This window comes from Clostridium sp. JS66 (genome assembly GCF_033561535.1).
GTDB classification, from domain to species: Bacteria; Bacillota; Clostridia; order Clostridiales; family Clostridiaceae; genus Clostridium_AM; species Clostridium_AM carboxidivorans.
In genome coordinates this window covers 2537893-2559454 of record NZ_CP131467.1, presented here as the reverse complement: position 1 = coordinate 2559454, position 21562 = coordinate 2537893, and the positions used below count along the sequence as shown (strand labels likewise).

Here is a 21562-nt window from a genome sequence, read left to right as displayed (position 1 = left end):
AATATTTAATTTCAATTCTTAACTAAATTATACAAAGCATTTATAATATACGCCATTTATTTACCTTACAATATGAGCAAATCAATGTTACATTAATGTAAGGATATAGAGGCGATTATTAGAGTTAGAATTGCGTAAATCCCTTTTTAATCTTCCATTTCATTAAAAATCATTATTGAGATTTTTACTTTTAGGCAGTGAAAATGTAAATGATGTTTTTTTTAAAGGATCACTATGAACAGTTATTGTGCCCTTATTAGCTTTTACCAACTGCTTAACTATACTTAATCCAATACCCGTTCCACTTATCATAGCACTTCTTGAATCTTCCACAGTATATAATCTTTCAAATACTAATTTTAAATCTTTATCACTAATACCTTTGCCATTATCCCATACTTCCACATAAACATAATTATCATCTTCTCTTGCTGATACTCCAACTTTATCTCCATCTTTTCCGTATTTCAAACTGTTGGATAGCAGATTATTTATTATTCTATTTACTGAAATTCTATCTGCTAAGACATACATATCTTCTTCAGGTATTTTTATATCTGGAGTTATGCCTAAATCTTTAAAATCATTATAGAAAAATACTATCTGCTCTTGTATTACATCCGTTAGGCTTATTTCTTCTATCTTAAGTTTTTCATCATTTGATTCTAACCTTGATAAATAAAAGAAATTTTCTAAAGTTGTATTTAAATAATATGCTTTACTATGGATAATATCTAGATACTCACGCAGCTCTTCTATACTCAGATTATTACTTTGTTTAATGAGTTCAATATAACCAATTAGAGATGTAAGAGGAGTCTTAAAATCATGAGATATATTTGAAATCATTCTAGACATAGCATTAGTTTTCTTATTCTTTTCGTTTTCAATTTCACACATATTATCTGCCATATTGTTTATGCTGTTAACTAAATCCTCTATAGATTTTTCACTGTTATTTAATGTAATTCTTCTATTTATATTACCTGAAAGTACATCATCCAAAACTACTTTGATATGTTTTAGTTTTTTTCTGGTGGAAATTATTATTAAAAGCAAAGCTATAATTATCACTATACTCATAATCATAAATATTTTATACATAATATTTATTCTCCCAATTTGTATCCAATTCCCCATACTGTTGATATATATTCAGGACTGTCCGCATCATGCTCAATCTTATCTCTAAGTCTTTTTATATGAACCATAACTGTATTATCATTTCTTAAAGCATCCTGTCCCCAAATACTGTCATATATCTGAGATTTAGTAAAAACTTTATTTGGGTTTAAAAGAAATAATTTTAATATTTCAAATTCTATAGGGGTAACTTTTATTAATTGATTTCCTTTTAATATGGTATGAGCTTCTATATCAACTACTAAATCTTTATAATTTATAGCAGATTCATGCATCTCCTGCTCACTATTAAAGTATATATATCTTCGTATAAGAGCTTTTATTCTAACTACAAACTCGTTTAATGAAAATGGTTTTACAATATAATCATCTGCACCCATGCTTATAGCTGATACTTTGTCCATTTCTGTATTTTTCGCTGATATTACAAGTATAGGTACAGTACTTTTTTGTCTAACTCTCCTTATTATTTCAAAGCCATCTACGAAAGGTACCATTAAATCAAGCACTATTAGCTGAAATTCTCCGTCAAAATTAAATTTATCCATAGCATTCCTACCATCAAATGCTTGTACCATTTCATACCCTTCTTTTTCAAGTACCTTACTAATTAAAGTGTTAATCTCTTTATCATCTTCAACTACCAACATTTTTATGTTACTTACAGCATTCACAATAACTCACCTCTTAATGACTATTTTAACATATAATAGTTTATAATCATTGAATTATTTTAATCTGTTATTATTAACCTTGTATCACTTATTTTATCATAAAATAATTTTTTATCTTTTGAAGAAGTTAGAATAAAAGATTCGATTGAATCAACCAAACTACAAACAAAATATATGATATACTCCAAGCTGCATAAAACAAGCGGATAAATACATTTCTCTTTCTTAACCAGAAATGTATTGTAGATAATACGCCAAAAAATCCCAGTATACTAATCAATTCAGATACTTGCTTTGTAAAAGTAAATATTTCTTCTGCCATTGAATACACAACATTATCAAAGAAAAGAAACAAGTGAATAAACGTATAGGCTGCTGCTGCGAATACAAGCAGTGTTGGAATTTCTGCAAGCAAAGAATATTTCAATGATTTTTTCTCATTTACAATACCTCTTATTAAAGAAACAACAGAAATAAATGATCCAACAATTGTTAAAATAACAAAACACCCCAAAACTGAAATCTGCCATGTAAACCCCTCATACCACGGTACTCGTATAAATGATTGTCCATCATCATTTGTAATATAGATTCTTCCGTTTTTTTCAATTTGTTTTACATTTCCAAGATCAGGATGACAATACATCTCTTTTCCAATAGAAGTAAACTTCTTGCCATTCAAGCTAAAACCTTTATTAACATTACCTGATATATGCAGTAACCCTGATTCTGTATTTAAAAGATTGTAGAACTTTTCATCACTTTTAAAACTGCTTCTTACAGAAATGTAATTTCCACTGATATCAGCTTGATTTTTACCACTATAAGCTTCTTTCTTCTGCTCCACTCCACATCGGCTGTCCAATACAGTATTTATAATTTCACTAAACTCACCACACTGTGTATTAGCTGATATAAAAACTCCAAGCTTTTGATCAGGAATAATAAAAATAATTGTAGAAAAATTATCTGTTCCACCTTCATGCAAATATATAAAATGTCCATTTCTCTCATTTCTTCCCCATGCATAACCTATACTAGATGAAAATTCTTTATCCATTTTAAACTGCTGACTAAACATAATTTCTTTTGCCTTATTTCCAAGAACAGATGAATCCTCATCCATCATCAAGAAATTCATATACTTAGCCATATCACTTGCTGTTGATGTCATGGAACCTGCAGGATATATATTAATTAATGACTCTATTCCTTCTCTACCATCTAATTTGTACCCTTTTGAAACTAATGATGCAGACGATTTATGGAGGTCAAAGGTAGAACTGTCCATTTTTAACGGCTTTAATATATTTTCCTCTGCATACTTACTGAAAGATTTTCCATATATTTTTTCAATTACATAACCTGCAAGTGCAACCCCATAGTTTGAATAAGCTTCAACTTCTCCTGGTTTAAAAACCTGTGCTGGAAGATACTTTTTTAGTACAGATCCTAGTGGCTCTTCTTTAGCATTCTGACATATAGCTAGTCCTGAACTTTTTTCTTCAAATCCAGCAGTATGTGTAAGCAAGTCATGCATCGTAACAGGATACTTTAATTTTGGAGAATCTTCTCCAAGATATTTGCTTATAGGTGCATTCATATCAAGTTTACCCTGTTCAACCATTTGCATTGCTGCAAATGCTACAAAAGTCTTTGACACTGAACCAATCCTAAATGCCGTATTTTCACCATCAGCCTTAATATTATTTTTTTCATCCGCATAACCATAACCTTTACTTAAGAGTACATTGTTATTCTTAACTACCGACACACTAGCACCCTTTGCTTTTTTATTTTTTATTAACTCATTAACTTTTCCATCAATATAATCAGTTATTTTTTTATCTGTACTCAAATCAGTTGTTTTTGCATATACAAGAGAAGTACAATTAAAATTCAACAAAATCAACATCATCAATAATACACTAAATATTTTTTTCATACTCATTCTTTTTATCATAGAATTAATCGCCATTTCCTTCCACTATTTATTTAAAATTTCTAATATCTGTTCATTTATGGTTTCAGGTTTATATTGATGTATGTAGTGACCTGCATCAGGAACCATTATTTGTTTACTGTCTGTGGACCAATTTTTAAAAGCCTGCTGACTCTGTTTCCACTTAAGTTCCCCATTAGATTCACTTTCAGAAGTTAATATTCTAAGAGGTATACTTCCTAATTTACCATTTGATACTACTTCAGTGGCATTATTTTTTGCATTCTTTAACTCATCATTTTTATTTTTATTAGTCATGTTTTTCAAGTACATTGCTTTATCAAGTTCTTTTAAATCCTTTGGCACTAATGCAAGATTATTTCTTGGTGCATTTATAGAAGAAGCTAAACTTGGTATGTTAAATATTACTCTGAAAGCTCCAGATTTACTAAGTGATGAAATCAATACATAATTTACACCCTCTTGTTTCTCATTTGAATAATACTCTGGATTCCCTCCCTCTATCATAACAATTCCTTTTACTTCATCCTTGTACATCTGAGCAAATCTTACCACTTCAAGTGAACCCAAAGAATGTCCAACAAGTATATATGGAGCTTTTTCCCCAGATTTAACAAGCAATTCATGCATCTCTTTTGTTATTGTATCAATATCTCTAGGGGTTTTTGATACATCACTCCATCCATATCCTGGTCTATCATAAACAGCTACTCTTGTATGCTTGGATATTTCATTATACAATGGGTAAAAATCCGCATATGGAGATGGAGTTCCCCAACCAGATGCAAATACCACTGTAGCATCTCCCTTTCCTTTTGCAAAAATATGCATATTATGTCCATCTACATTAATTATTTTACCTACAGGTTTATATTTCTTACTATCAGAATACTGTCCAAATTTTTCATATGCAAATCCCATTATCAGTATTACTGCTATTACTACTGCCATACCTTTTAAGAATTTTTTAATACCTGCTAAAAATTTTTTTCTTTTACCTGTAATTCTTTTATTACGTGTTATCTGATTATTCATATGTCCACTCCTAACTAACTTTTAACTTACAAGATATAATTATATAGATTAATTTTTACAATGTACTTTAGTATTTCTTACGATTTTCTTACGATTTTTATAAACAACTTAAAATTCATCTCATAAATCCCCACCTTGATACTAGAAAAACTATTGATGTAAAAAGCACTGAAATCATATTAAAAATACAATTTCAGTGCTTATACTATTAAATATCTCTTTCTTTTGATAATTGAAATATACACAACAGTATTCCAACAATTGCTGTTATTATGCCTAACTTTATCGATGGCATTAAATCTACAAATTGACTAATTTGAAGTTTCCTTATTGGAATATATGGCAGCATTAATGGCCAATAGCTATTCCTCTTAGTCTGATACATAAAAAAGTTTAAAGTCAAAGTAACTACAGCAATAAAAATTGATGCTGCTGTATTTTTTAATATGTTAATGAGAAAAATTATAAGAGGTACTATTGAAAATTCCAACATCATAGAAATTACGTAAGCTGATGCATGGCTTAAGAAAAATATTTTCGTCAGTGGTTTATGTATTACAAGCAAACCTCCACCAAATAGTATTGTAAAATGTAAAATATATATTAATGCTATTATTATGTATATAGTAAATAATTTACTTATGAATATTGATATTTTACTTAAAGGATAACTATACATCAATTTTACAGTATCATATGAATATTCTCTAATAAAAATATGTGATGATAAAAGTATAAAAGCTATTGTACCCACAAAACCAAATGTCAAATCTTCTGCCCCTCCAGCATAAGTTAACCATATTTGTCCTTCAGTATTAAAAGGTGTAAGCACACACTCTAAAGCAGGAAAAAATATACTGATTAAAATTATAAATAAAATTGTTTTTGACTTTTTAAGTTTCAATATTTCTGAGTACACCAAATTAAACACTTTTTTCACCCCCTGTTAATCTAAAGAAATAATCTTCTAAAGCTTCACTATTTACTTTTAATTCCTTTACTAAAACCCCATTTTCTATCATTTGTTTATTGATATCTTCAGGTTCATATGAATTATCAAAAATTCGAATGATATTATCTTCATAAATCCTATATTCATTTATTCCAAATTTCTGTTCTAAAATAATAGAAGCTTTTTTCTGATCATTTACTTTAATTTGAAGGTAAGATTTATTTGTTTTTTCTAATTCCTTATAGAGAACTTCTTCTACTAAATTCCCCTTATGAATAATACCTATTTTGGTTGCCATCAGTTCTATTTCACTTAAAATATGACTACATATGAGTACAGTAGTATTTCGTTCCTTATTAAGCTTTAATATAATTTCTCTAATTTGACTTATGCCTACTGGATCTAAACTATTTGTAGGCTCGTCTATAATTAAAAATTCTGGATTGTTAAGAAGTGCTCTTGCCATTCCTAATCTCTGTTTCATTCCCAAGGAATACTTTTCTACATTCTTATTTCCTTCATCACTTAAATCCACTAAATTCAAAACTTTATCTATTCTTTTTTTATCTTGGACACCCATAGATCTTCTATAAACCTCTAAATTCTCCTTTGCTGTAAGCTTTGGATAAAATGTTGGATTTTCCAGTATTAGGCCAATTCTGCTTTTGTATTTGTAATCACTGCTGCTTATTGTCTCTCCAAATATTTCTATAGAACCGCTATTTGCAGTAGCCTGTCCCATTATCATCTTTAAAGTAGTAGTCTTTCCTGCCCCATTTCGTCCTAAAAATCCATATATATCACCTTTATTTATTGTCATATTTAGCTTATTTACCACTACTTTATCCTTATATTTTTTAGTTAAATTGCTGGTTTTTAATATGATATCCACTATATTAATTCTCCTTTCGGCTTAAGCAGGCGTGTCCTTTAATTTCGTTATTTTTAATTTCGTTATTTTTAATTATCTCAACTTTCGCATATACAAAATTTAAACTTAATATAATAAGCAAAATCGAAGCATTTTTAAATTGCGAAAGTTGAGTAATTACATTATTGTAAAGACGCACAATGAAATACGGACAACCTTTTAAATGAAATCCGCACTTCTAGATATATAGTATATAAAAACCAACCATTTATCAAGAATGTATAATCCTCTATTAATACTTAAATCCAAAAAGATTCCAATAATTTAAAAACCACATATATAGTATTCCTGTAAGGGCTACAAGCAAATAGTATAATCTAAAATATAATTTACTGTTTTTCTTCATCCAATCTATTACTATAAAAAATAAAAAGAGTAAATTTAAAATTAAACTCAATATTGGCACACATAGTAACAATTTAGCTCCCATATTTATGCCATATCTTGTTGGTTCTCCTAGTACAAATAATGCTGCAACAAAGAAAGAAACATTTAATAAGCTTATTACAAAAGCCATGTAAAAATTAGTTTTTTTCAAAAGGTTTAGTTCACTGCTTTTCTTCTTTATTGTAATATAAATTATCCTTCCAATAGAGTATATAACTGCAATTAAGAATATTATTAAAGAAAATAAAGCTACTCCTATTTGTACACCTGAAAGCTCATACCAATTAAGCTTTTCATACGTACCATGCCAACTGTCCTGCTGCTGAGCTAAATAATAAATTTTACCAGCTTCATTCTTCTTAAATATCACATACTCCCCATTGTCAGCTCTTTTAAATACTAATGGTTCTACTTCAGTAATATTAGTGGTATATTCATTTCCTACAAAAACATCTTTACCTTTAAGTGTCAAAGTTTTTTCATCCTTTAGACTTATAGTTAAGCCCTCACCTTCTGGAAAGGCATCCCCTTTATGAAAAGTACTTACAGGGTTTTCGCTAAATCTATAAGTGCCTACAAAATTCCTTAAATCACTTTTCTCTATAAAAACATTTTTATTATCTTTTATTGCTTCTTTTTGTGGAAAATATTTTTTAACCATTTCACCTACTATTTCATCAGGTACATTATTCATTCCTTGATTTATGGATATAAAAGCCCCTAAATTCTCCTCTGGAAACAAAGTCATATCACTGTATATATTATCTGGTGAATATCCAAGATGTTCAATAGCTCTATATCCATTTATAATTTTTTCATTAAATCCATAAGCCATTCCTGGAAGCCTCTTATCAAAGGCTGCATGCTGACTGTGCATATTAATGGCTGTACTTTCCTTTAATATTTTTTCATCTTCATATGCCCCATTATTTAAGTGTGCTATCATAAATTTAGCCATATCTTCAGAAGTTGATATTATGCCTCCAATGGCATAATTATTGAAGTATCCTTCCACTTCCTTAGCCTTTGAAATTCTACCATTTTCATAATTGTAACCACACTCTAATCCCTTTGGATTCATATCCCTATTTAATGTGGAATCGTTCATTTTTAGTGGTTTAAATATGTTATTTTCAATAAAACTATTAAGAGGTTTTCCTGAAACCTGTTCAACAATTCCTCCTGCCAGTGCTGTATCATAGCTGCTGTAGTTTATAATAGTTCCTGGCTTTCTTACCACCTTAGGCAAATGTTTTTTTAAGAAATCATTCATGGACACCAAATCCTTTTTATCCTTTGACAAATCTGCTATTCTGTTATCATCTATTCCTGATGTATGTGTAAGAAGCTGTTCCACTGTTACTGGATTTGAATATTCATTTTTTAAACTATAACCTTTTAAATACTTATTTACATCAGCTTTTAAATCAACTTTTCCTTGTTCATAAAGCTGCATCATTGCTGTATAGGTAAAGAGCTTTGATACAGATGCTATTCTTATTAATGTTTTATCTGCTGTCATAGGTACTTTATTTTCTAAATCAGCATATCCATATCCTTGGCTAAAAATAACTTGTCCATCTTTAACAACAGTAATTACTGCTCCTGGAATATGCTGCTTTTCCATCTTTTTTTGAAAAGTAGTATCCATAAATACTTTCAAATCATCTTTATTACTTAACAAGTCATCATTTGAATTAGTCTCTGCGAAAACTGTAATGCTGTTCCCAAAGCATATTATAAACATTGATATAATTGCAAATATCTGTTTTACCAGCTTATTTTTCAAGAAATTTATATTTTTTTTAGATTTTTCATAACACATGCTCATGTTCCTCCATAGCTTTAACATATTAAGAAATTAACTAGCATTTTTCTTAATATTACTTATTTAAAATTTCAAGTTTAGAACTGTACATATTCTTTAACTTTAATCTTTAAATAAATTATAAAAAACATCTTTAGCATGAGCCATTTATTTACCTTACAATATTCATTAACTAAAGTTACATTATTGTAAGGATGTAAGCTTAACTTTAAATTAAATGCAGGAACACTATTGATTTTATCTGGAAGATTATAATTGAAAAGCAAATATTAAAACCAAGAACTTTTGATGTTTTAATGATAAACTTTCAAAAATTCTTGGCTTTTTTAATTTATTTTTATTTAACTCATTGTTTTATTTAATTTTTAACTAAAAACATATTTATAATTTCCTATACTACTTATAACATATCTCCTTTTTTATCCTTGTTTATTGGAACGGGAACAATATCCGGAATCATAAGATTCTCAATATCTGCCTTCAAAATGTTCACAGCCATTTCAATTTCTCCTCTTTCCAAATAATCAATTAAAACCATATGCAAACTGGTTCTGCTGTAATGCTTTCTCTGTACAAAGCAAATAGTTTGAATATTCATAGCATCTTCCAGAAGTTTATATGCATAATGGTTGCCATAAATAGAGAACAATTTCAAATGAAACTGACAATTATAATTCCAGCGAACCATAAAATCGTTATCTGGACAATTGGTGTGACCCATACAAATATTTTTCAGTTCTTTTATTGAGGTTTCATCTATATACATGCAATAATTTTCTAAAAAAGAACATTCTAAAGCAGAACGAAATTTTGTAATTTCCAATAGTTTATTAGAACTTGGTTGAATAATTTTATATCCCTGCCTTGGAATACTGGCCAATATATGAGTTCCAATAAGCTGTGTAAGTGCTTCACGTATTGGTGCACGACTAACGCCGTATTTTTCCATCAAAAATTTTTCAGTTAAGATAGTATCTGGAGGATATATTCCATTAATAATATCAGAAAATAAAGCATTATAAATTTGATTTTTTAATGTATCCAAGCTTTTTTCACCCATAAAACGACCTCCTTATGTCAATATTATTGTCAAGTTATTATACATTTAAAAAGAAAGTAAGTCAATATAAAAAGACATGGTTTCATAATCAACATTCGTGATCATACCACAAAATAATATACATCATCTTTTTTTACATTAAATCTCAATATTTTCATTATATATCCAATGTAATCAAATACATTGCACAAATACGACATATAATATTGATTATTACACCTTCCTGTGATATGATTAGGATGCATACTAAAGTATGAAACTACATAATACAAGACAGTAATTACTACTGTTTTAGCTGTGTTAAATATTCTTGTAATCATATTAGCACGAAAAATAATTAAGTATTACATATAGGAGGTCTTTTTAATGAATAAAATTCAATACGATAATTACGTTAAAATATTAAAAGGGGAACTAATTCCAGCTATGGGATGTACAGAACCTATTGCCATTGCATTTACAGCTGCAAAAGCAAGAGAAGTTCTTGGACAGATGCCAGAAAAAATGGTTGTTCGCTGCAGTGGAAATATTATTAAAAATGTAAAGGGAGTTATTGTACCTAATTCTGGTGGACAAAAAGGTGTAGAAGTAGCAGCTATCTTAGGCACCGTAGCAGGAAAGGCAGACTTAGAGCTTCAAGTTATCAGCGAAGTACAACAGGAAGACATTGATAAGACTAAAGAATTATATCAAAAGGGAATCTGCAGCTGTGAATTAGAAGAAGGAGAAGAAAATCTTTTTATCCGTGCTGAATTAACAGCAGGACAGGATGTGGCAGCTGTAGAAGTTAGAAAAAAACATAACCACATTGCCAAAATCGAAAAAAATGGTAAGGTAATATTCGAGCAAGCTGATATTGTGACTCAGCAATCCGGAGATAAATCAAAGCTTAATATTAAAGACATACTTCAGTTTGCCAATGAAGTAAATCTTGATGATGTAAGAGATGTTATCAGCACACAAATTAAATATAATTCTGCCATATCAAAAGAAGGCTTAACTCACAATTGGGGTGCTCAGGTTGGACAAACCCTTATGAAATTTGGCGGTAATGATGTTCGTACTAAAGCAAGGGCAGCAGCAGCAGCAGGCTCTGACGCAAGAATGAATGGATGTGCTCTTCCAGTAGTTATTAACTCAGGAAGTGGTAATCAAGGAATCACTTGTACTATGCCAGTTTTAGTTTATGCTGAAGATATGGGAGCAGATGAAGATAAACTTTACAGAGCTCTTGTTTTAACTAACCTTATATCCTTACATCAAAAACGTTATATAGGAAATTTATCTGCTTATTGTGGAGCTGTATCAGCAGGAACAGCTGCAGCTTGTGGTATTGCTTATTTAAATGGTGCTGATTATGATACAATTGGTAAAACTATAATCAATTCCGTTGGTAATGTTGGTGGTATTGTATGTGATGGAGCTAAAGCTTCCTGTGCAGCAAAAATCTCTAGCTCAGTAGATGCTGGAATCATGGGTTATGAAATGGCAAAACATGATTTAGTATTTCCATTTGGAGAAGGAATTGTTGAAGAAGATTATGAAAAGACAATTCAAAACATCGGTCGTATGGGACGTCAAGGCATGAAATCCACTGATGTAGAAATTCTTAATATCATGATAGGAAAATAATTTTTCTTTGCTATAAGCTTAACTATTTCCTAAGTTACATTTAAAAACTGTAAATATTATTAAGCAAGAGAAATCTATATACATTTAAAAGTAAAAAAACAATCTCCTAACCAATTAACAAATATAATTAGTTAGGAGATTTGTTTAATCAAACGCCTTATTTTTTTGTAGTTTCATAAATTATTTTAGCTGTCATTTTCATTGGCATTTTCATATTTTGAGCACTTGCATTAGTAGACAACATTTCCATAGTACCATTCATATTTTCTGTAAGATCAGCTTTTGCAACAAGTCCAGTTTCTTTATTAATGTTTACTGTTCCTTTACAATTACCATTTAACTTCATATTTGTCTTTATGCTCATAAAATTTATTGGTTTATTCTTAGTATCTACATCAACTGTAGATTGAACATCAACATTTAATAGTCCATCCTTTTCTCCTAAAAACTTCAATTTATTACTAATAGACATTGGCATCATTGTTTTAATATCATACTTACTTTCCCATGTATCATTATTTTTAACTTGATTTTTTGGATAATAGTTCATACTCTGATTAATCATTGATTTAATAGCTTCATCACCAAAACTTTGAGCTAAACTATTTTTAATTTGATTCTTTTCTTCAGCACTAGCCGAAATCTTATCAACTATTGAATTTAATAGTTCATCTGTTCCCTTTACCTCTAATACTTGTCCCTTGTTACTTATCTTTACAGTAAAACCTTTTCCTATAACACTTCCATACAAAGCACTCATAGGATTAGCTGAATCTGGTTTTTTAGAATCATACTCATTTTTTGCTCCATCTGATTCTGCAGACACCTTTATAGAATCATACTTGTAATCCATAGTTACATTTTTGTCCTTGTCAACATCTTTTACTTCCATTGCAAAATTCATATCCATAACTTGATTTAAGTCAATATTCTGACCTTGTACATTTATATTGCCTTTTTGTTCAATTAATTCATGTAAGTTATATTTGTCCCCTTTTTTTAAATTGATGCTTAAATCCATAGCATTACTACAACCTACAAAAGCAAATAACATTGTCATTATAGAAAGTGATGCTATTATTTTTTTTAATTTCATTGTTTGTCCTCCCAACGTAATTTAATAAACCCCCTTACATTTTCAATTAATTTTAACATAAATTATTAATTTGTCAATATTTAAGAAATTAGACCATAAAAAGTATGATCGAAATATGATAATGTCTTACTGTACCAAAAATGATTATGTTCCAAAAGTAAAATTTGTATTATACTAAAACCTTGTTAATAGGAAATGTGGCAGGCATAATTAGATGTAAAATTTATCCAACAGCTGCTGGTTTTAACCAGTAGTTTTCTTTATAGCTATAAATGGCTAATTTTCTTTTTATAATTTTCTGGATTTGTCTCTGTTTTAGTTTTACTTTTGTATAACCTAAAAGCAGTAAGCATCCATCCCATTCCACATATAACAACCAAAATAGCATATACCCATCTCATTCCATATATAAATACATCATCTCTTCCTGCAATATAATCTACAACATGATAACCTATTTTATAGCTCATACAAACATATAAAAAGCTTGTAGCTAATGTAACTCCAAAAATTTGTCCTAAGTTTCTTGTAAGTGAATTGACACTGCCTGCAATACCTAACTTATCCCTTGGAACAGAAGACATTATCAAAGAATTATTAGATGGTTGAAATAGTGCATTTCCTACTGCTATTACACTTACAAAACTTATTATAAACATTATTGAGGATTTTTCATTTAAGAAGGACATAAGTAAAAATCCTATACTTGTGAATATTAATCCTAAAAAAGTTAGAAATTCTGATCCAATTTTATCTGACAAGTTGCCGCTTAATGGAGAAAGTACTGCAATAATTAAAGGCTGTACCATCATGATTACTCCTGCCGTTCTTGAAGTTAACTTAAGGGTATCCTGAAGATAAAAAGGTATTAAAATGCCTGATGCACTTAAACATATAAAAGAAATAAAGGCACAAAATAGACTTAGAGAAAATACATTATTTTTAAAGATATTCAATTGCAAAAGAGGATTATCTATTTTATCTTCCAATTTAATAAATATTACAAAACTTACAATTGATATTACAAAGCCTAAAATAATTATAGGATTATTGTAGCCTATTTTTTGTCCCCAGGTTAAAGCTGTAAATAAACATATAACTACTATAAAAAATAGAACTGCTCCTTTCATATCAATTTTTTCACTATTGCTTTCTGATTTAGGAAACACCTTTAAACCTAATATAAATGCAGCAATACCTAAAGGTACATTAATTAAAAATATATAATTCCACTCCATTAGGGATATTATAAACCCTCCTGCAGGAGGACCTATAAGTGTTCCCATTGCTGCAAAGGATCCTAAAATTCCTAAAGCCTTACCTCTCTCACTTTTAGGAAATACTTGAGTAATGATTCCTTGATTATTAGCCATATAAGCTGCTGCACCAATTCCTTGAATTATTCTAAAAAACACTAATTCTACTAAATTGTTTGAAAATCCACACATAAAGGACGCAAGTGTAAAAATAACTATCCCCCACCTAAATACCTTTATTTTTCCCTTTATGTCTCCTAACCTTCCAAATATTAAAATTATTGAACAAATAGTCATTACATAACTTACTATTACCCATTCTATAGACGCCATAGAAGCTGATAACTTTTTTGACATTAATGGTAGTGCCACATTTACAATGCTAGAATCTATACAAGCCATAAAAGTCATTAATACAACTACAAACAGAATAGGCCATTTATTTTTATATACATCTTTATTTATTTTCTTCATAATTTATCCTTTCTTCATAATACTAATGAGCACATTATTGATATTTACAATTTAAATTGGTAATCTTATAATATCAATATATGCAGTATATTTCATGAATTATATTGCTTGATATTAGCACTATTTTGATAAGGATGTGTTTTAATGAAGGATTACTCAAATTATTTTTATAAAAAAATGCCTGATGAAAACTTTTTTGTGGATATATTTAAAAAAGAACATCATAATACTGGACCTGCTTTTGACATTCACTGGCATGAACATATTCAATTTTTTTATATTACCGAAGGTGAAGGCATACTTAACTGTAATTCTAAAAAAATAAATGTTAAAGCTCAAGATATAGTGATTATAAATAGCAATGAGCTACATTATATTGAAAGCTTGTATGATTATTTATCCTACTATGTTATTAGAGTTGGTTTACCTTTTCTTTTTAGCAACCAAATAGATTACTGCCAAACTAAATTTATAGCTCCTTTATCACAAAACTTAATTTTATTTAAAACTTTGGTACGTAATGACAATGATATATTGAATTGTATTAATAAAATAATTGGAGAGTACTTTACTAAAGAAATTGGCTTTGAATTAGCTGTAAAATCATATATATATGAATTGATTGTATTATTAATTAGAGGCTACATAGAAAAAATTCTTACTAAGAAAGAATTCAATTCCCAAGTCAACAATTTAAGACGTTTTAGCGATATATTAAAATATATAGAAAATAATTTCACCCAAAAAATAACCATTGGCGAACTTGCAGCTATGGTTAATGTCAGCAATTATCACTTTTGCAGACTTTTTAAACAAATCACTGGCAAGTCTACCATAGACTATATAAATAAATTAAGAATAGACAAGGCTATAGATCTTTTACACGAAAGCAGCCTTAACATAACTGAAATAGCCTTAAGTTGTGGTTTCAATGATACAAATTATTTCAGCAGGCTTTTTAAAAAGTATAAAAATGTTTCTCCTGTAGAGTTTAGAAAAAATTTAGCTAGTATTTAGTTAAATACTAATATTAATGCCATTTAAACTTGTAGGTTTGAAATAAAGGAATAATTCTAATTATATTTATGAAAAAATAGCTATCTGAAAATACATATACATTTTCAGATAGCTCATTATATTTTATAAATGAAATTTAGTCACAGAATTACAAAGAAATTGCATACTCCCCTTTGGTGCCATCAATCCACGTTCTAATAAATCAGCTAATGCCTTTGTCTTATTAGAAACTTGCTCCTGAGTCCATGAGAATATGCCAGGGTCAAATAAAAAACAGTATGTAGATAAAACAATTTCAGCAGTTTCTTCTGGTCTATCACACTGGAATAACTTTTCATCAATACCTTGTTTAATAATATCTGCAATAATTGGGGAAAGAGATGATAATATTTTTGCAAGAGATTTTTGATGTATTGCTGCATTATGTTGTTGATGCAGATATGCATCAATTGAAGATAATATCATAGAACTTCTATAACTTTGAATCAGCAAGGATAGTTTTTCTATAGCATTTATTTGTGCAGTATCAATTAAATCCTTGCATTTATCAATAATTTCATTATATACACGTTCAACCAGTGCATCAAATATTTCTTCTTTGGATTTAAAATAATAATATATACTTCCTTTTCCAATACCAGCTTTTTTTGCAATATCACTAACAGAACAAGCAGCACCCTTTTCCTCTGCTAATAAATCCATCATAGCATTTAGTATTAATTCTTTTTTATTCATTCACAGCACCTACCTTAAAATTATTGTAGCACAATAAATATAATTTGACCATCGGTCGAAAAAATGATAACATGAATGTATAATTTTGCCCAACGGTCGAATTTATTATTAAGAAAAATCGCTATGTAATTAGTTCAATTCATATTTTTACAGGAGTGACCTTTATGATACAGATAATTATTTTTGTAATACTTCTTATTTCAATTATTGGAACCTTTATAACAGAACTTATCATTGGAATATTGTGGATAATAAAGATAAGGAAAAAAGTTCCCTTGAATAATATAATCTTAAAACTAAAAAGAAATACCATCGTTTTAGGAAGTTTATTTGTATTTATGCTTATATTAATAACATTTAGTTATTTTTCAGCTAGTACTCCCTCAATTGTGGATAAGAATGGAAAGACTGTGCCAGAAAGCATTGCTGAATTAAGAAAAGTAGAATTAAATGGTAGACAAGAGTGGATTAGCATAAGAGGAGAAAACAGAAATAATCCAGTATTATTATTTTTGGCAGGAGGCCCAGGTGGGACTCAAATGGCCGCAGTACGCTATAATCTTCAAAAACTTGAGAAAGATTTTGTTGTTGTGAATTGGGACCAACCTGGTTCTGGCAAATCCTATTATGCTGCAAATATCAAAAATTTAAATGTAAATAATTATATTCAAGATGGATATGCACTAACTAAATATTTATGTAAAACATTTAAAAAGGACAAAATCTATTTAGTTGGTGAGTCATGGGGAAGTGCCCTTGGTATCTTTTTGGCTGAAAAGCACCCAGAAAAGTATTACAGTTTTATTGGAACAGGGCAAATGGTTGATTTTTCTAAAACAGAAGAATTAGATTATAAGAAAGCCATTAAAATAGCTGAGATTAAAAATAATACTAATAAGATTTCAAGACTAAGATCAAATGGTTATCCACCATATTATGGAACAGATGTTACTTGGAAAGGTGCAGAGTATTTAAATTACTTAAACTCTTATATGGAAAAAGACTCAAAAATATATAATTCCCGATTTAATACATGGAGAGATATTTTTTCACCAGAATATGATCTTATAGATAAGATTAACTTTATGTGGGGACTTATTAATACTTTCAATCATGTTTACCCTCAGCTTTATAATATTGATTTAAGAAAAGATTATGCCAAAGTAAAAATACCAGTTTATTTTTTTATAGGAAAACGTGACATTAATGCTCCACTTTCATTAATTGAAGACTATTACAATGTTTTAGAGGCTCCACATAAAGAAATTGTTTGGTTTGAGCATTCTGGACATAGTCCTTGGATTAATGAAAGTGATAAATTTGTTAAGCAAGTAAATAAAATTCTAATCTCAAGTAAAACAAGGATGGGAAGTGTTTCAAATTAGTAGTTTTAAGAATACAAAATTATACTATAAGATTTTAAATATATCATATTTTTTTGAAGATTTATTTAAAAACAAAGAAAAAATACTTGATAGTTTCGGCATTAATAAAGGATATATTGTTTTAGACTATGGCTGTGGCACAGGAAGGCACCTAAAATACTCCTCTAAGCTAGTAGGCACAACAGGCAAAGTTTATGCTTTGGATATAAATGAAGCTTCTATTGAATTTGTAAAAAAACTTGTAAATAGCGAAAGCCTTAATAATATTACCTCCATCCTATTAAAGGATAGTTTACAATTAATAAATAATGATTCAGTGGATATAATATATGCATTGGACATGTTTCATCAAGTAAAAAACCCAAATAAATTTTTTAAAGACTTACATAGGATGATTAAGAAAAATGGAAGGTTATATCTTGCAGATGGACATCAACCAAGGAAAATTACTAAACAAAAAATTAGTCAATCAAATTTATGGTATATTGAAAAAGAATATGAGGATTATATAAAATGTAAGCCAAGAAAGATATAGATATATTACTAACTCAACTTTCGCATTCTAAAAATTATGCGACGTAAAGGTACAGTGGAAGTTTGGATTTTAACTTTTACTCCGTGATATATGCTGTGAAGTAAGTTTTCCTTCACAGCATATATCAGCCGGAATACAGTTGAAAGTTACTTCGCTTACGTCGCAATGTGCTTATTCTATTACTTGAAAATTTGAGAAAATATATAAATAAATTTTTAGTTATTATAAGCTAAACCTAACTTTTTATACTTTTGTTTATTTTCATACATTTTTGCATCTGATTTCTGTATAATTTCATCAATGCTTAAATTACTATTATATTCCACTTGGAATATTCCGTAGCTGAAAGAAATATAATAAGGTTTCAACTTCTTTTCATTTTCCACATGTATATTAGATTTAATCCTTTCTACAATCTTTTCTACATCTTCAACTTCACTGTTTGAAAAAAGAACTAAAAATTCATCTCCGCCTAGCCTGCATAAAATATCCTTTTCTCTTACAGCTTTCTTAATGGATTTGCACATGGTTACAATGAGTTCATCACCTTCAAAATGCCCAAAATTATCATTTACATATTTCAATTCATTCACATCTATATAGCAAATAGAAAAAATGCCCTTGTTCCTTTTTATATTTTTTATTTCATTCTCTAAAAGAGCTATTCCCATGCCCCTGTTGTAGCAACCTGTAAGTGTATCTATAGCTGCAAAATATTTCAGTTTTTCCTCCGCTCTTATCCTGTCTTCAATTTCATTTTTTAAATCACTTTGAATTCTGTGAAGATATTCCTGCTGACCATCACTAATTTTGATTATCTTTTCAGCATCCCTTATCATCTTGTCAAATCTTTCAATGACTTGTGAAAAATTTTCAAGCAAAACTTTCTTATCATGTTTTTCATTTTTAATTAATTCTTTTGCTTCTTTAATCAGTGTTTTTTCAGCTTCAAAAAAATTATAATCAATGGACACTGCATTTTCCCTCCAATACTACAATCATCTTATTTCATAATTGCTATCTATAAGATAGCAATTGATACACAGCTGAATCAAGTGATTCTTAGACTCAGGTGGAGTTTGCCTGTGAGGAATACCTCTCTCTCCATTTGAGTCTTAGAAGAACTTATCCAGGCGCATAGCAGTGCTTATCCCTAACTTGAAAAAGGTGGTGGTATTAGCAATGGTAGCGATCGGATAAATCCTTCTAAAAATCACTTTATTTTAAATGCAAAAACAGTAATATCGTCTCTTTGATCTTCATCATTCATGTACTGCTGTAGAGTGTTTTCAAATTCAATCTTCATTGAATCTAAATCTTTAACTTCACATTTTTGAATCATATTATACAAACGTTTCTTTCCAAAAGGATAATTTTTTTGGCCTCCATTTTGATGAATAAAGCCATCAGTAGTAACTATAAGTATGTCCCCTTTTTCAATTGATATATTTTCATTACATAAATTTTCTTTAAGTTCTATGTAATTATATCCCACTCCTTTAGTTTGAGGCTTAAAAGTTCTCACTTCTTCACCATTTTTAATATACAGCTCTAAGTTAGCACTGCAGTATAACAAATTAGATTTTTTATTTATGCAAAAGATTGCTATATCCAATCCATCATCAACACTTTCTGGGTTAGAACTTTTGTTTAAAGTTTCCTTAAGCCTAGTATGAAGTTCCTTTAATATTAAACTAGGGTCATCTTTATCTACAGTAGCAACTATATTATGAAGTATTGCATTTACTGTCATAGTCATAAATGCACCTGGAACACCATGTCCTGTACAATCTCCTACTGCTAATATAGTTACATCATCAATTTGTCTTAACCAAAAGAAGTCTCCTCCAACTATATCTCTAGGTTTCCAAATTACAAAACTATCTTTAAATACTTTTTTCATTTCACTATTTAAAGGTAAAATAGATTCTTGTAATCTTTTAGCATATTCAATACTGTCCTTTATTTTTTCATTAGATTCCCTTAACTCTTGAGTTCTAATATTAACCTTGTAATCAAGTTCACTATTCAATAACATAACCTGTTTGTATGGATTGGCAATTTTTTTAGAAATAAAATAGTATAATAACATAAAAAATAATAAAACTAAAATTACAGTTATAATGGTATTTACTCTTAATGAATCAATTAAAGATATGCTTTCTTTTCTTGGAATTTTATAAAATAAAGTCCAATCAGTTGAATTTAATTTACAATAAGCATAATCATTAATTTCATTATCAAAGTCGTAGTATTGTGCTACTTTAACCTTACCATCTTCATTTAAATTTTTATCCTTAATTTTTCCAACTACATCCTTTGGTAAAAGATCCTGAACCTTTTTTCCTATATCTTCTCTTTTATCAGAAAGTTTGATTACATCATTTTCATCCACCATCCAAAGATTGCTTTTTTTACCTACCTTAAATTCTTTAAATTCCTTTGTTATACTGTTAAGGTTCAAACCAACTCCAGTTATACCAATAGGATTTTCTACAGTTCCCATAATTGTATTTACAAAAAGAAATGATTCATCCAGTGCAATATCATAATTTATATTAAAGGCAATTGTTTTTTTAGATTTAAGCATTTGATAAAACCATCTATCATCAGGATTACTTTCTGATAAAACCATAAAATTTTTATTAGTTTTATTGGAATTCTGTCTAAAATAATAATGTTTGGTATTCACTCCTGCTATGAACGCATAATTATAATCATAAGAATTTTCAATATTTTCTAGGTTACCTAAAACTAATTTTCCAAGCTCTTGATTCTTTTCTTCTTCATTTATCCATTTTACATTTAAAGGATCTCTTGCAAAAATACAGGAAGTTTCAACAGCTCTGTTAATACGTCCATCTATTTTAGCTGCCATTGATTTTACCATAAAAACAATATCCTGAGACTTAGCTTTACTTATAAGAGATTTTTTTGTATTTACATATCCTAAAAAGGCTGTAATAATTACTGCAAAGGATATAATTATGCTGGATACAAGAAGTATTTTAAAAACATTTTTTACATAAGACTCACTAAATTCCTTAGGTGTTTCTTTTTCTTTCATTTTTATTCCTCATCACTAATTGAAATAAAATTAAAAGGAATATCTATGTCCATCTTAAAATCTTGTCCCATATCATAATCAAATCCATTATCTTCATCATAATACCAATTTATAATGATGTCTTTTCTATTATTATAATTAGTATTTAACTTGTCAAATAACATAATCAAACATTTTATGCTGCTAGTATTTATATAGGAAAGTTGAATATCTGCAGTCATTTTTTCAAATTCAACAAAATATTCATCTATCAACTTATAAATAGGTTCATAAAAACCATAAGCATTTTCTGGATAAGATTCACCTTTAAAAATCAATTTATTGTGTTCTGGGTCAAACTCCACATAGGGAGTGCTTTTAGTATTTTCGATAACAAAATTATCCATTTTCCA

General features: G+C 28.9%; 18 protein-coding genes. 4 read left to right on the top strand and 14 right to left on the bottom strand.

Translation table 11 applies throughout. The annotated features are described in order from the left end of the window. Nucleotides 1–162: 162 nt before the first annotated feature. The 8 genes from Q6H37_RS12005 to Q6H37_RS11970 all read right to left on the bottom strand — a co-directional run bounded on the left by Q6H37_RS12005 (nt 163) and on the right by Q6H37_RS11970 (nt 9973). On the bottom strand, nt 163–1104 hold the full coding sequence (locus Q6H37_RS12005) for a HAMP domain-containing sensor histidine kinase (protein WP_318742160.1): 942 nt from the start codon (nt 1102–1104) through the stop codon (nt 163–165). Between the two features lie 5 nt (nt 1105–1109). Beyond that, nucleotides 1110–1817, bottom strand: a complete 708-nt coding sequence (locus Q6H37_RS12000) for a response regulator transcription factor (protein ID WP_318742159.1) — start codon at nt 1815–1817, stop codon at nt 1110–1112. Between the two features lie 127 nt (nt 1818–1944). After that, on the bottom strand, nt 1945–3795 hold the full coding sequence (locus tag Q6H37_RS11995) for a serine hydrolase domain-containing protein (RefSeq protein ID WP_318742158.1): 1851 nt from the start codon (nt 3793–3795) through the stop codon (nt 1945–1947). A 9-nt stretch (nt 3796–3804) separates the two neighbouring features. Next, entirely contained in the window at nt 3805–4815 is a 1011-nt protein-coding gene (locus Q6H37_RS11990; RefSeq protein ID WP_318742157.1) for an alpha/beta hydrolase, read from the bottom strand. Nucleotides 4816–5023: 208 nt separating this feature from the next. Continuing rightward, nucleotides 5024–5746: an ABC transporter permease gene (locus tag Q6H37_RS11985; RefSeq protein WP_318742156.1), complete on the bottom strand. Its 723-nt coding sequence runs from the start codon at nt 5744–5746 to the stop codon at nt 5024–5026. Continuing rightward, a complete protein-coding gene (locus tag Q6H37_RS11980; RefSeq protein ID WP_318742155.1) occupies nt 5739–6659 on the bottom strand; it encodes an ABC transporter ATP-binding protein in 921 nt (306 codons plus the stop codon). Before Q6H37_RS11980 ends, Q6H37_RS11985 begins: the two co-directional genes overlap by 8 nt. 271 nt (nt 6660–6930) lie before the next feature. Continuing rightward, nucleotides 6931–8910, bottom strand: a complete 1980-nt coding sequence (locus Q6H37_RS11975) for a serine hydrolase domain-containing protein (protein WP_318742154.1) — start codon at nt 8908–8910, stop codon at nt 6931–6933. Nucleotides 8911–9313: 403 nt separating this feature from the next. Next, a complete protein-coding gene (locus tag Q6H37_RS11970; protein WP_318742153.1) occupies nt 9314–9973 on the bottom strand; it encodes a GntR family transcriptional regulator in 660 nt (219 codons plus the stop codon). A gap of 366 nt (nt 9974–10339) precedes the next feature. On the opposite strand from Q6H37_RS11970, the gene Q6H37_RS11965 reads away from it, so the two are divergent. Beyond that, nucleotides 10340–11605: a serine dehydratase subunit alpha family protein gene (locus tag Q6H37_RS11965; protein ID WP_318742152.1), complete on the top strand. Its 1266-nt coding sequence runs from the start codon at nt 10340–10342 to the stop codon at nt 11603–11605. Between the two features lie 157 nt (nt 11606–11762). Here Q6H37_RS11965 and Q6H37_RS11960 read toward each other — a convergent pair whose 3' ends face one another. Beyond that, the gene (locus Q6H37_RS11960; RefSeq protein WP_318742151.1) at nt 11763–12701 is read right to left on the bottom strand and encodes a DUF6263 family protein; all 939 of its coding nucleotides are present in this window, start codon (nt 12699–12701) and stop codon (nt 11763–11765) included. A gap of 266 nt (nt 12702–12967) precedes the next feature. After that, nucleotides 12968–14431: an MFS transporter gene (locus Q6H37_RS11955; RefSeq protein WP_318742150.1), complete on the bottom strand. Its 1464-nt coding sequence runs from the start codon at nt 14429–14431 to the stop codon at nt 12968–12970. 144 nt (nt 14432–14575) lie between these two features. Between Q6H37_RS11955 and Q6H37_RS11950 the strand changes: the two genes are divergently transcribed. After that, a complete protein-coding gene (locus Q6H37_RS11950) occupies nt 14576–15448 on the top strand; it encodes an AraC family transcriptional regulator (RefSeq protein WP_318742149.1) in 873 nt (290 codons plus the stop codon). A gap of 123 nt (nt 15449–15571) precedes the next feature. On the opposite strand, the gene Q6H37_RS11945 is transcribed toward Q6H37_RS11950, so the two are convergent. After that, nucleotides 15572–16183, bottom strand: a complete 612-nt coding sequence (locus Q6H37_RS11945) for a TetR/AcrR family transcriptional regulator (protein ID WP_318742148.1) — start codon at nt 16181–16183, stop codon at nt 15572–15574. A 164-nt stretch (nt 16184–16347) separates the two neighbouring features. On the opposite strand from Q6H37_RS11945, the gene Q6H37_RS11940 reads away from it, so the two are divergent. Together Q6H37_RS11940 and Q6H37_RS11935 are read left to right on the top strand one after the other, a co-directional pair. Beyond that, a complete protein-coding gene (locus Q6H37_RS11940; RefSeq protein WP_318742147.1) occupies nt 16348–17568 on the top strand; it encodes an alpha/beta hydrolase in 1221 nt (406 codons plus the stop codon). Then, nucleotides 17555–18103 carry a class I SAM-dependent methyltransferase gene (locus Q6H37_RS11935; RefSeq protein WP_318742146.1) on the top strand — a complete coding sequence of 183 codons (549 nt, stop codon included), beginning with the start codon at nt 17555–17557 and terminating at the stop codon, nt 18101–18103. Before Q6H37_RS11940 ends, Q6H37_RS11935 begins: the two co-directional genes overlap by 14 nt. Nucleotides 18104–18318: 215 nt before the next feature. On the opposite strand, the gene Q6H37_RS11930 is transcribed toward Q6H37_RS11935, so the two are convergent. From Q6H37_RS11930 to Q6H37_RS11920, 3 genes are all read right to left on the bottom strand, one after another. Beyond that, complete coding sequence (locus tag Q6H37_RS11930) at nt 18319–19077, bottom strand: GGDEF domain-containing protein (protein ID WP_318742145.1); 759 nt, start codon at nt 19075–19077, stop codon at nt 18319–18321. A gap of 239 nt (nt 19078–19316) precedes the next feature. Then, the gene (locus Q6H37_RS11925; protein ID WP_318742144.1) at nt 19317–21170 is read right to left on the bottom strand and encodes a SpoIIE family protein phosphatase; all 1854 of its coding nucleotides are present in this window, start codon (nt 21168–21170) and stop codon (nt 19317–19319) included. A 2-nt stretch (nt 21171–21172) separates the two neighbouring features. Continuing rightward, on the bottom strand, nt 21173–21556 hold the full coding sequence (locus tag Q6H37_RS11920; RefSeq protein ID WP_318742143.1) for a DUF1987 domain-containing protein: 384 nt from the start codon (nt 21554–21556) through the stop codon (nt 21173–21175). Nucleotides 21557–21562 lie beyond the last annotated feature (6 nt).